11 protein-coding genes are annotated in these 12,511 nt (G+C 60.9%); 3 read left to right on the top strand and 8 right to left on the bottom strand.

Annotated features, from left to right (window positions below):
• Positions 1 to 41: 41 nt before the first annotated feature.
• Both BSF44_RS16940 and BSF44_RS16935 read right to left on the bottom strand, forming a co-directional pair.
• Positions 42 to 986 (bottom strand): GTP-binding protein, encoded by a 945-nt coding sequence (locus BSF44_RS16940; protein ID WP_095944481.1) that lies wholly within the window; start codon positions 984 to 986, stop codon positions 42 to 44.
• The gene (locus BSF44_RS16935) at positions 983 to 2,731 is read right to left on the bottom strand and encodes an amidohydrolase (protein WP_095944522.1); all 1,749 of its coding nucleotides are present in this window, start codon (positions 2,729 to 2,731) and stop codon (positions 983 to 985) included. Before BSF44_RS16935 ends, BSF44_RS16940 begins: the two co-directional genes overlap by 4 nt.
• Before the next feature lie 284 nt (positions 2,732 to 3,015).
• On the opposite strand from BSF44_RS16935, the gene BSF44_RS16930 reads away from it, so the two are divergent.
• The 3 genes from BSF44_RS16930 (at position 3,016) to BSF44_RS16920 (ending at position 6,515) form a co-directional block, all read left to right on the top strand.
• Complete coding sequence (locus tag BSF44_RS16930) at positions 3,016 to 3,921, top strand: LysR substrate-binding domain-containing protein (protein ID WP_095944480.1); 906 nt, start codon at positions 3,016 to 3,018, stop codon at positions 3,919 to 3,921.
• Positions 3,922 to 4,167: 246 nt separating this feature from the next.
• The gene (locus tag BSF44_RS16925; RefSeq protein ID WP_095944479.1) at positions 4,168 to 4,872 is read left to right on the top strand and encodes a hypothetical protein; all 705 of its coding nucleotides are present in this window, start codon (positions 4,168 to 4,170) and stop codon (positions 4,870 to 4,872) included.
• A gap of 218 nt (positions 4,873 to 5,090) precedes the next feature.
• Complete coding sequence (locus tag BSF44_RS16920) at positions 5,091 to 6,515, top strand: PLP-dependent aminotransferase family protein (protein ID WP_095944478.1); 1,425 nt, start codon at positions 5,091 to 5,093, stop codon at positions 6,513 to 6,515.
• 242 nt (positions 6,516 to 6,757) lie between these two features.
• Here the strand turns inward: BSF44_RS16920 and BSF44_RS16915 are convergent, their stop codons facing one another.
• The 6 genes from BSF44_RS16915 to yfcF all read right to left on the bottom strand — a co-directional run bounded on the left by BSF44_RS16915 (position 6,758) and on the right by yfcF (position 12,300).
• Entirely contained in the window at positions 6,758 to 7,558 is an 801-nt protein-coding gene (locus tag BSF44_RS16915) for an N-acyl homoserine lactonase family protein (RefSeq protein ID WP_095944477.1), read from the bottom strand.
• Between the two features lie 14 nt (positions 7,559 to 7,572).
• A complete protein-coding gene (locus BSF44_RS16910; protein WP_095944476.1) occupies positions 7,573 to 8,532 on the bottom strand; it encodes a diiron oxygenase in 960 nt (319 codons plus the stop codon).
• Between the two features lie 66 nt (positions 8,533 to 8,598).
• Positions 8,599 to 9,357: a TauD/TfdA family dioxygenase gene (locus BSF44_RS16905; RefSeq protein WP_095944475.1), complete on the bottom strand. Its 759-nt coding sequence runs from the start codon at positions 9,355 to 9,357 to the stop codon at positions 8,599 to 8,601.
• Positions 9,358 to 9,375: 18 nt separating this feature from the next.
• Complete coding sequence (locus BSF44_RS16900) at positions 9,376 to 10,251, bottom strand: branched-chain amino acid aminotransferase (RefSeq protein WP_095944521.1); 876 nt, start codon at positions 10,249 to 10,251, stop codon at positions 9,376 to 9,378.
• A gap of 31 nt (positions 10,252 to 10,282) precedes the next feature.
• Positions 10,283 to 11,623, bottom strand: coding sequence for a KamA family radical SAM protein (locus BSF44_RS16895; RefSeq protein ID WP_095944474.1), 1,341 nt, complete (start codon positions 11,621 to 11,623; stop codon positions 10,283 to 10,285).
• 32 nt (positions 11,624 to 11,655) lie between these two features.
• Positions 11,656 to 12,300 (bottom strand): glutathione transferase, encoded by a 645-nt coding sequence (yfcF, locus tag BSF44_RS16890; protein WP_095944473.1) that lies wholly within the window; start codon positions 12,298 to 12,300, stop codon positions 11,656 to 11,658.
• Between the last annotated feature and the right edge of the window lie 211 nt (positions 12,301 to 12,511).

Genomic DNA, 12,511 nt, shown 5'->3' with positions numbered 1-12,511 from the left:
TGGGAGCGAGCCTGCTCGCGAAGAGGCCAACCCGGCCGCAGTCATGCGCTCATCTTCACGGTGCAGGCCTCAAGCCCCTGCCCCAAGGCATCCCAACCGTCGAAACCACGGCGGGCGATAAATACCAGGCGTGTGGTCTTTGCCTGGGCTTCATCCGTGGCCGGCAGAAACTGACTGCGCGTGCCGACATGTTGCAACCAGTGCGCCGTGCTGCCCTGCGCCAGCTTCACCAGCCCCTTGACCCGAAATACATCGCCGGGCAACACCTGCAACCAGCCACGCAAGCCCTCGGCATCGAGCGCCAAGTCGCTCTGCCACAACCAGCTGCTGAACATCTCGCCATGATCGCCATCGGACACCCGTGTCAGCGGTTTCACGGTGCGCGGCTCAAGCTCCAGATCGGTGTCGAGCCACAGCGTATCCGGCAACTGCGCCTGCACGCTTTCGTGGATCCGCGTGCGCAAACCCAACGCCTCGCGCAGCGTCCGCAACTGTGACTCATCAACCAGGTCGGTCTTGTTCAGCAACAGCAGATCGGCGGCCGCCACCTGCGCCCGGGCCAGCCGCGCGTACTCGCCGTCGAGTTGCAGATGACGGGTGGCGTCGACCACGGTAATCACCATATCCAGTTGCATCTGGCTGCGCAGCTGTGGATAAGCCAGGGTCTGCACGATGCGCTGCGGATCGGACACGCCGCTGCACTCGATGACAATGCGCTCCAACCTTGGTTCAAGCTGCGCCAGGCTGCCGAGTTGCGCCAGCAGATCTTCCTGCACGGTGCAGCAGATACAACCGTTTTGCAGGCTGTACACCGCGTCGGTGACTTCGGAAACGATGGCCGCATCGATGTTCAGCTCACCGAAATCGTTGACGATCACCGCCAGCCGACTGCCTTCGGCACGGCGCACCATGCGGTTGAGTAGCGTGGTTTTACCGGCGCCGAGAAAACCCGAGACGATGGTCACGGCAATACGTGGGGAAGTCATTCTGCCTTGCCCTCCAGCACCGGCGGTTCGCCCTGCCACACAGACTTGAGGCCGACGGATTCCAGCGTCGAGTGGCGGTCGTAGACCAGTTGCCCTTCAACGAAGGTCAGCAGCACCTGGGTCTTGTGGATGTAGTTGCGTGCCGGGGCGGCGAACAGGTCGCGGTCGATCACGATCAGGTCTGCCGCCTTGCCCACTTGCAGGCTGCCGGTGCTGTGTTCCAGGCCCATGGCCACCGCGCCGTTGCTGGTGATCACGGTCAGCGCCTGTTCGAGGCTGATCGGGTCGCCGAAGCAGGCCGGGTCGTCGTTCCACGGGTTCTGCCGGGTGATCATGGTTTCCAGCGCCAGCCACGGGTCGATGGACGCCACCGGCCAGTCGGTGCCCATCACTGCGGTGCCGCCTGCGGCGAGCACGCCTTTGAAATCGTAGATGCGTTTGAGCCGCTCCTGGCCATAGCCGGAACGCGCACCGCTGGCGAACGGTGTCGGGTACCAGGCGGCCGGGGAGAATTCGGCGATGACATTCAGTTCCTTGAAGCGCGGCAGATTGCCCGGATGCAGCAAGGTACTGTGGGCGCACTGGTGGCGTACGCCGCTGAAACCGTTGCGACGACGGGCCTCGGCCACGGCATCGAGGAACACGTCCGACGCACCATCGCCGGTGCAGTGGGCAATCACGCGGATGCCCTTGCGGTCCATGTCCACCACCATGTCGGTGATGTGTTCCGGGGTCAGGTTGAGCTTGCCGCGCCAGCTCGATTCCTGCGGCCATGGGGTCAGCAGGTATGAAGATTTCGGCTCGACCGTGCCGTCGAAGTGGAACTTCACCGCGTTGGCGCTCAGGCGTGCGCTGCGGTAGTAGTGACGCTCGCCAGCCAGCAGTTCCCAGCGACGACGCACCGGAAAGATGTCGTCCTGCCAACTGATCGCCGCCTCGATGCGCACCGTCAGTTCGCCGCTGTCGTCCAGTTCCTTGAGGGCCTGCAAACGCTGTTCGCAGACGTGCACGTATTTGCTCGCCGTGACGCCGCGCGAGCTCTGGAAATGCACGCCATCGCGATAGGCGCGGCGCAGCACGCTGACCGGAGTCGGCGGCATGGCGGCGTGGATCATCGCGTAGGCGCCGTCGATCATCAGGCCGGTGGGTTCACCGGTCAGTTCGTCACGCTCGAAATAGCCGTTGCGCGGGTCACTGGTGTTGCCATCGATCCCGGCCAGCTCCAGTGCTTTGGAGTTGACCATCATGGTGCCCCACATGCGGTCGAGCAGCGCCACCGGGCGGTCCGGCATGACGCTGTCGAGCCACGCTCGGCCCGGGGTCAGGCCCGCTTCGCGGAAGGTGTAGCGCACCCAGTACTGACCGTAGATCCAGCCGTCGCCCGGATGGCTGTCGGCGTAGGCGAGGATGCTTTCGCGCAGTTGTTCCGGGGTCGGGTCTTCGATACCGACGTCGAGGTCGTCGCTGTAACGCGGCGCCAACGCGAGGTCGGGGTGGGTGTGCATGTCGTGCAGGCCGGGCATGCAGAACGCGCCTTGCAGGTCATGCACGCGGGTGTTCGGGCCCTTGAACATCTCGATCTGGCCTAGGCTGGCGACACCGATCAACTTGCCATCGCGGATGGCCACGGCCTCGGCCCACGGGTTGGCCGGGTCCTGGGTATAGATACGCCCATTGGCGAGGATCAGGTCGGCATAGGTCCCCTGCACGGAATGGGTAGAGGAAAAGTTATCGGACTCCGCCATGTAAGCCACCTTCGAGTTCAGGAGATTGAAAGGTTCACCGGACGCCAGGCGGCGTCGGAAACCTGAAAAACTGTTGTTGTTCCAGATCAGCAGGAAACATCGCGGAAGCACCCTGTTTGAGGGTGGGCCTGACCGGCCGATGACAATGAGCGCTAGTATTGTTGAATCAACCAATACAACAATCGATTTTTTTTGGTCTGACTGTTCGATTTAAATCACCATAAGGGAAGCCATCGGTGATCCGTGTTTGCAGGCCTTTCTTCCACCTTTGAACGGGATGATTTATGCGATTTCCTTCAATGACAGCCCTGCGCGCCCTTGATGCCGTCGCCCGCCTCGGCAGTGTCTCTGTAGCGGCCCGTGAACTGAACCTGACCCGCAGCGCCATCAGCCACCAGATCAGCAAGCTTGAGGAATGTGTCGGCTTCGCCCTGACTGAACGGATTGGCCGTGGCATTGGCCTGACATATCAAGGCGAGCGCTATGCGCGGGAAGTGCACGGGATTCTGTTGAACCTGCTCGATGCCGGGCAGTTGATCGACGATCAGGAAATCTCCGGCCGGCTGTGCGTCAGTTGTGCGCCGGGGTTCGCCACCTATTGGCTGTGCCACCACATCGGTGCGTTTTTGCGGCAGTACCCGCAAGTGCAGTTGCAGCTGATTTCCCCGCGCACGCCGGACGACACCAACAACCCCAACGTCGACCTGTTCATCGCTTACGGGATTGGCGACTGGCCGCAAATGAATGTTGAAGAGATTGTGGCTCTGCGCTTCTTCCCGGTGTGCAGCCCACGTCTGATCAACGCCCTGGGCGGACTGAAAAACCCGCAGGAGCTCAGTACCTACCCCTTGCTGCACATGACCGACTACTCGGACTGGCGCATCTGGTTGACCGCCGCCGGTGCTTCGGCGGTCAATGCGCTGAGCGGCATCCTGTTCTCCGACGCCCACTGCGCGCAGGCGGCCTGCATCGCCGGCCAGGGCATCGCCATCGGCGACAACCTGATCAGCGGCGATGCCTTGTCCAAGGGGTTGCTGGTGCGGCCGTTCGACATCAGCATCGATCTGCACCGTGGTTATTACCTGGCCACCGACCCGCAAAAAGCGGACCGCGCGGTGGTCCAGGCCTTCAGCAACTGGGCCAAGACGCAGCTGCATTCGTCCCGCCAGACCTGGCAGGACACCCTGTAACGCACACCACATCCCCTGTAGGAGCGAGCCTGCTCGCGATGGTCTCAAGAGCACCGTGCTCATCCAGAATGAACGCGTTATCGTTAACGTCCATCGCGAGCAGGCTCGCTCCTACAGGGGAGCAAAAAAATGACCAGCCGCCTGTTGATCCGTGACAACGTCGCCCCGGTCCAATAGATTAGGCGACCTGAAAAAGCCCCCGCGCTTTCTCGCCCCAATTCAAGCTAAAAAAGTAGTGAAATTTCAATGTCCGATTCCAACACCGCTGAAACCGTAGTCACCTTGTCGTCCAAAGCGGAATACGAAAACTCCATCAATCTTTCACAACACGTGCCCCAGGCAAAAACCATCAGCGAGATGGTGCTGGACGCTTTCCAGTCCACCCGCGAAAGCGACCAGATCCGCGAACTGCGTGCCGCGATCCGTCAGGCCCACGACAGCTTCGACGATGACAAAGCCTACGAACTGATGGGCCAGCTCAAGCAACTCAAGGACGCCGAGGCCGCCGACATCGCCGCCCTCGAAGACTTGAGCGGCAAATTCCCGATCAGCCGCATCCTGTCCAGCTTCAAGGACGACCCGGCGTTCCAGGAAATCGTCTACGGCCTGGCCCTGAAGGTGCTGAACCAGACCCACCAGGCCATCAGCAACCCGAGCGGCGGCAAGAGCAAAGCCGCCAAGGCCAAGAAAGAAGTCGAAGTGTTCACCATCAGCAAGGACGGCATGAGCGTCACCTTGCCGCTGCGCACTCCGCGCTCGCGCCTGAACGTCGACCGTGAGGCCCTGGAATTCCTCGGTTTCACCTTCGTTGGCGAAGGCGAAGAGGCGGAACTGGAAAGCGAGACGTTCCTGGACAATAGCGGCGCCGAACAGGCCGTCAACCGCAAGAACATCATCACCGCCCTGCAGCAACAGAGCGCGTTCGACGGGTACAGCATCGCAGTACAGTAAGGCCCCCCGCGTCACAAGGTCCTCAGCGACTGACTCCAGAGCCCCGCCATCAGTGCGGGGCTTTTTATTGTCCGTGATTCGGGCAAAACCGCGATTACTCTTCCAGTATCGACGCAGAACACCACTTCCCTTCACCCATGAGCACCACGGGTCCGCCTGCGGGGAGCGTCAACTCACTTTCCAGCCCAGCCCCCGGTGGTGCAACTGCCGAGGTCACCATGAACACGCCCCCCTTGTATCGCCAGTTAGCCAACCACTACCTGGACGCGATCCGCAGCGGCACCCTGAAAACCGGTGAACGCCTGCCCTCGATCCGGTTGATGATGGAAAAACATGCCGTCAGCCTGTCGACCGCCGTGCAGGTGTGCCGGGAACTGGAAGACTGCGGTGTATTGGAAGCCCGACCGCGTTCCGGCAACTACATTCGCCAGCCCGACACAGCGCCCAGGCCCGCCCCGATTGCCTTGGCGCCGGATACCCGCGCGTATGTCGGCATTCATGAACAGGTCTGCGCGGTACTCAAGGCCAGCCAGCGCGCGACGATCAGGGTCAACTTCGCCAGCGCCTACTGCGCGCCGGAGCTTTATCCGCTCAAGACCTTGCAAGACCACATGATCAAGTCGCTACGCTACGACGCCGGCCTGCTCGGTGCCGCGGGTTCGACCTGCGGCAACAGCGCATTGCGCAACGTCCTGGCCCGACGTGCACTGGCCAGCAAGACCCACCTGGCCCCCGAGCGGATCGTGATCACCAACGGCGCCACCGAAGCGATCAATCTGGCCTTGCGTGCGGTCACCCGCCCCGGCGACACCGTAGCCGTGGAGTCGCCGACCTTCTACGGTCTGCTGCAGATTCTCGAAAGCCTGAACCTGCGCGTGCTGGAAGTCCCGGCCTCGGCCCATACCGGGCTCAATCTGCAGGCCCTGCAACGGCTGCTGCAAGGTGCCGAACGGGTCAAGGCGCTGATCGTCATTCCCAACCTGCAAAACCCGCTGGGCAGCATCATGCCCGACGCCAACAAGGCACGGCTGGTGAAACTGTGCGCCGAGCACGACACCGTGCTGATCGAGGACGACACCTACGGCGACCTGGTGGACACCGAACAGCCGCTGTCGACGCTCAAACATTGGGATAGCACCGACAACGTGATCTATTGCGCCTCGTTGAACAAAACCCTGGCACCGGGCATGCGCCTGGGCTGGATCAGCGCCGGCAAATGGCACGACCGCGTGGAGATGCTCAAACATGCACAGTCGCGGGGGTGCGAGGCGTTATCGCAATTGGCGGCCAGTGAATTCATGCGCACACCGTCCTACGAACGTTACCTGCGGCGCTTGAGGAAAACCCTGACCCAACAACGTCAACAGATGAGCGAGGCGATCATTCGCTACTTCCCCCTCGGCACCCACGTGACCAATCCCCAGGGCGGTACGCTGTTATGGGTGGAACTGCCTCGCCGGCATTCATCGATGACGTTATTTGACGAAGCGTTGAAGGCCGGCATCCAGATTTCGCCTGGGGATATCTTTTCCAATGCCAGGCGTTTCGATCACTTTGTGCGCATGGGTTGTGGCGCACCGTATTCGCCGCGGATTGATGAGGCATTGCAGACGTTGGGGCGCCTGCTCCAACATCAGGGTTGACCGCGATTCTGTAGGAGTGAGCCTGCTCGCGATGGCGGTGTATCAGACACAACAATGTTGAATGTGCTGCCGCCTTCGCGAGCAGGCTCGCTCCCACAGGGGATTTTCGGTGAACACAACATCGCTGAACGACAGTAATCAACTGTGGGAGTGAGCCTGCTCGCGAAAGCGGTGTATCAGGCACATCAATGTTGAATGTGCCGCCGTTTTCGCGAGCAGGCTCGCCCCACAGGAGGTTGTGGTCAGTTCGGGGGTTGGTGCAGGCAAATGATATGCGGGTCGTCATTCCAGCGCGGGAAACGCTCGGCGATCAGCGGGTCGTGGCCGGGGATGACGTGGTCTTCGCCATCGGCCAGGCGGTCGATCTCGGTGAAGGCTTCGAGGGTTTGCGCCAGGTCATCGAGAATCGGAAACGGGCTGCGCTCACGAATGTTGACCCACAAATGCGCGGCATCCGAGGCCAGCACGATCCAGCCGCGCTCAGTATTCACCCGCACCACCTGACTGCCCGGGGTATGTCCGCCCACCGGGTGCAGGGTCACGCCGGGCAGTACTTCCACCATGCCGTTGTGCAAACGCATCCGCCCTTCGAACAGCGGCGGCAGCGCCGACATCACGTCCTCGACCTCGTAGGTTTTGTTCACCGTGCGGTAGGCCATTTTCGGCCCGGTACAGAAACGCAGTTCCGCTTCCTGCAAATGCACGGTCGCCTTCGGGAATAGCCCAAGGTTGCCGGCATGATCCCAGTGCAAATGGGTCAGGATCAGTTGCTCGACCCGGGCCGGATCAATGTCCAGTTGTCGCAAGGATTCCTCCGGCAGGCGATACATCTGACGATTGCGCCGGTCCGCTGTGGCCGGTTGGAAACAGGTGTCGACCACGATCACCTGCTGCTCGTTGCGGATGACCCAGAAGAAGTAGTCCAGCGGCATCGGCGCATTCGGATCACCGCAGCAGGCGTCGTAGAGAAAGTTCTCCCTGGCGGTGCGCTGGACGTTTGCGCCAACACGAATAGCGAACACTTCGTACACAGGAGCTGACATGGACACCTCCGGGTTCAGGCGGCCGCCGTGGTTTTGAGGGTTGGACGGAAATCGAAATCGATCTGGTCGCTGATGCCCAGGTCATGGGCCAACTTATGCAGGCCGCTGTAGTCACGCATGATGGTCGCGTTCTTGTTGCTCTCGCGGGTGTCGGCAATGATCAGCGCCGCATCCTCGACCCCGAGCTGCGTCAGAATCGCCTCCCACATGGAGTAGTCCTGAGCGATAAAAGCACTCTGCGCCACCGACAGGTTACGTGCGAAAAATTCCCGCTGGATGGGCTGCATGTTCGCGTACATGACCTTGGCCACTTCGGCCAGCACCTTGCTGTGGGCATATTCGTCACGGTTGTGCAGTTCGGCCACCCGGCGGTTCTGCGGCTGGATGGTCTGGTCGTCCGCCAGCAAGTCCAGGTAGGCGTTGACGCTGATCTCGGCCACCACTGCAAAGGTGATCGCCGCCAGATCCCGCTGCCATTGCTCGGGCAGTGCTTCACGCTGGGCTTTCAGGCGCAGGTAAGTGACGGAGGGCGGCAAGTCCAGATCCTGATCCAGCGCCCGCTCCAGCTTGGTCCGTTCGATGGCGCGCAGGTGCATCAGCGTGTGGTAGTGCTCGTCGATCAGGGTTTGTTGCATGGCCTCGCGAAAATGCCAGTCATCCTTGCCCAGGTACTGATTGGCAATGACGCTCAGCGCCGGATTGACCACATGTTCTTCGGCGGTGACGGTGCGCAGGTTGTAGCCGATCCAGCCCCAGGTCACCACGCTGCTTTTGAGCTCGTCGCTCAGCGCCTGGAACTTCGGGTGATGAAAAAACGGCACCATGCACTCCGGGTAATCCGGGCGTGCCGGGTCGAACACTTCTTCGACCTGGCCCCTGTCCGGCGAACACACCGTGGCGCGCTTGGTCCAGGCCTGGTTGAGCCGCACGATCAGTTGATGGTCGACCTGGGCGATCTCGATTGCTGTTTGCATGACGCGATACCTGTAAGGCGCGTACCCGCCTGGGGTACGCCAAAGGAATGAAGGGCGACGGAAAAATCAGGCCAGCCAATAGCGGGTCAGGTTGCGCGTCGGGTCAGTGTAACGACTGCGGGCGTGAATCATTCGCCAGTTGTCCCAAATCAGCAGGCATCCGTCGGGAATCAGCACCGGCACGTTGTGCTCGACGAAGTACGCTTCGCCGAGCACGGCAAACCTGGCCAGCGGCGAGGTGCTGTCGGCGACCAGGGATTGCTGCAGGGCCGCCTTGGACGGGTTCACGTCGCCGTAGTGAAACTGGTTGTAGCTGAAGCGGAAAATATCCCCGTCCTCTGTAGGCGTGAGGATGTATTCCTTGACCCGTCGTTGCGCCGGTTCGCCGGGTTTGGCGGTGGCGACAAATTCTACCGGCGTGTCATCCAGCCACTCACGCAGTTGCGGTTCGCTGTGTTCCAGGGACTTGAGAAATTCGTAGCCGTCCACCAAACCGGTGTGCCCGCCACCGCACGTGGCCTGTTTATGGCAATGCAACGCCAGGTAGCGTGGCGGCGGCCCGTATACCGGCGCTTCGGTGTGCGGGCCGATGCCGTTCATGCTCTGGGAGTACGGCAAGTCTTCGTAACCCGGCTTGCGGGTAATGGCAAAGGCCATCTGGCCGTTGAACTGCGGAATGATCGGGCCGAATTCGAGCAAGGTGCCTACGACATCATCGGCAAATTCCTCGGGGGTCAGCACCGTCCAGCCCAACGTCGACAGTTCCTCATGACGATGGCCGAGCGAAATGCAAGGTTGAGACGCAACAATCCCTTGGTCTGACATGGTGAGATTCCTGGCGGGTTATCCGGCGTTGACGGTTGAGGTGTACGCCGCGATGAAGTCGCGGCAGGCGTCACCCGGTCGATAGTGCTGCTCATCGATACTCTGCACCGGGGTAATTTCGGCAGCGGTGCCGGTGAGAAAACACTCGTCGAAGTCGCCAAGCTCCGTAGGCAAAATCGTGCGTTCAACGACCTGATAGTCCAGCGCCTTGGCCAGTTCGATCACGGTCTGGCGGGTGATGCCGTTGAGGAAGCAATCCGGTGCGGGGGTGTGCAGCGTCCGGCCTTTGACAAAGAACACATTGGCGCTGGTGGCTTCGGCCACGTGGCCGCGCCAGTCGAGCATCAGCGCGTCGTGGTACCCCGTGTTCTCGGCGTCGTGCTTGCTCAGCGTGGCGATCTGGTAATGCCCGGAGGCCTTGGCTTCGAACGGACTGCTGCTCGGTGGCGGACGACGCCAGCTCGCGGTTTTCAAGCGGATGCCGGCCATGCGCGCCGCCGGGTCGAAATAGCTCGGCCACTGCCAGCACGCGATGGCCAGGTGCACACGGTTGAAACGCGCCGCGGTGGAAATCATCTCGCTGCCGCGCCAGGCCACCGGGCGCAGGTAGCCGTCGGCGACCTTGTTGCGTTGCAGCAGTTCGTGGCTCGCCGCTTCCAGTTCAGCCAATGCATAGGGGATGGCAAAGTCCATCAGTTGCGCCGAGCGATACAAGCGCTCGCTGTGTTCGCGCAGCTTGAAAACCTTGCCGTTGTAGACCCGCTCGCCTTCATACACGGTGCTCGCGTAATGCAGGCCATGGGTCAGCACATGCAACTGCGCCCGGGACCACTCGACGAACTCACCGTCGAGCCAGATAACGCCCTCGCGTTGATCAAACGGGATACTGCTCATATCCATATCTCCCCATTGTTCATGATTTTTCCTACGCCGATTCCAGCAACACGGGTATCAATTCCGGCACGGCGGTGAGCTCGGTCTGAAAGAAGAACGCACGCTCGCCGAAGGCCGGTTGCAGATCGTCGAACCAGGTCACTTGCGGATCGAAGCGCGCGTAGAACGTGCGCAACACCCATTGCGGATCGCGGGCCTGGAGGAACTGCAAGACGAAAACCTTTTCCCCGGCGACGGTCTCGATGCCGTTGATCAACACCTTGCCGTAGAAGGTGCTCATGGACGGCCCGCGCACCGTTCGCGCCAGCCCCGATACCGTGCGATACGCCGCCTGGAAGATCTCGAAGGCCCTGGCCAGCGGCAGTGCGAAGTAATGACTGGGTCCGGTATCGCGCTCGACGAACATGTAATAAGGCACGGCCCCGAGCCGCACACCTTCGGTCCACAGCGCGGCCCAATCGGCGGGGTTTTCGTTGATGTGGCGGATCACCGGCGCCTGCATGCGCACCGTCGCCCCCGTCGAACGAATGCGTTCGATGGCCTGGCGGGCGATGGGCTGGCGGATCTCCACCGGGTGGTTGTAATGGCCCATGATCGACAGGTTTTTCCCCGCCGCGACGATGCGCTGGAACAGCTCCAGCAGCTCAGGCGCATCCTTGTCGCTGACAAAACGCTGGGGCCAGTACGCCACGGACTTGGTGCCGATGCGGATGTTCTTCAGGTGTGGCAGTTCCAGCAGCGGCTCGATATAACCGGCCAGGGAGCGGGTGTTCATGATCATCGGGTCGCCGCCGGTAATCAGCACGTCGGTCACTTCCGTGTGCACCCTCAGGTAACTGACCAGCTCCTGGGACTCGCGGGCGTTGAACTTGAGTTCTTCTTCGCCAATGAACTGCGCCCAGCGGAAACAGAAGGTGCAGTACGCGTGACAGGTCTGACCGGCTCCGGGGAAAAACAGCACCGTCTCGCGGTACTTGTGCTGGATGCCCGGCAGGACTTTGCCGTGGAGGGTGGCAACGTTGTGGGTCAACTGCCCGGCCGGATGCGGGTTCATACGGCGCCAGATCGCCTCGATCCGACGCTTGATCGCCGCGCTGTCATCTTGCTCGATCAGTTGCTTGAGCGAGGCATATTCCTCCGCCAGCAACATGTCCTTGTGGGGGAAAGTCATACGAAAAATCGGGTCGTCCGGGATGTTGCTCCAGTCGATCAACGTGCCCAGCACATATTCGTTGGTACGGAACGGCATGACTCTGGCCACGATGGTCATGGCCTCCTGCAACGCCGGCGTCAGCTTGTGCCAGTAAGGTGTATCGCGGATGGTGCGTGAGTTATAGGGTTTGTAGCGTTCGTGCTCCGACAGTCCTTGCATGGCCGCGCTCCTGGTGATTGCCCTGAGTGTTGTTACGCGATGGCCGGCGCTTTGCGCTCTATGTCCATCCATGCCCGGACGCTGTCGCGATCCCACTGGCGACGTACATACGCCGCGAGCCGTGCAGGCACCGGATCGCCGTTGGCAACCAGTCGGTTGAGCATGATTGCCAGGTCGGTGTCGGCAATGCTCCAGTCGCCGAACAGATGCTCCGCCCCCTCTTCCAGCAAATGGTCGGCGACGAAGAACAAGCGCTCGACGGCGGCCTGGGCATCGTCGGACAGCGCGGTATTTTTCTTGCTGAAGTACACCAGGTCAAACGGGCGCTCCTTGCGCACCACCAGCAAGTCACTGCGCAACCAGGCTTGCAGTTGACGGGCACGGGCGCGCTGCTGGAGGTCCTGCGGATAGAGTTTTTTATGCCCCGGGGAGAGTTCATCGAGGTATTCGGCAATCGCCGATGATTCCGACAAGGCAAAATCGTCGTGGACCAGCGTTGGAATCTTGCAGGTCAGCGAAAGATCGCGATAACTCGCCATATAGTTTTCGCGTGACTTTAGATCAACAGTAACAAGTTCAAATGAACGTTGCTTTTCCTTGAGCGCCACAAAAGCCGACATCGCAAAAGCGCTGACATAGTCGGCGCCAACATACAGTTTTAGCTTCCTGTTTTCCATAGAACACTCCATTGACCAACTGCAGGGTTTGACGTGCATTGGAAGTGATCGTAGTTAGTTGGATCAAGGCTGGATAGATACAGAATTTGCCCGTTTCAATCGATACAGAAAGTTGTTTTCCACCGACAGACACGCAGTTAAAACCCCAGTAACAACGCTGCAAAAAGCGATACCGGGGCAGATCTGAAAAACAAAAAAAGGGAGCCGACGA

The organism is Pseudomonas sp. ACN8 (assembly GCF_002303925.1).
Lineage (GTDB): Bacteria > Pseudomonadota > Gammaproteobacteria > Pseudomonadales > Pseudomonadaceae > Aquipseudomonas.
The sequence above is the reverse complement of the archived record's forward strand: the minus strand, read 5'-3'. Positions and strand labels throughout refer to the sequence as shown.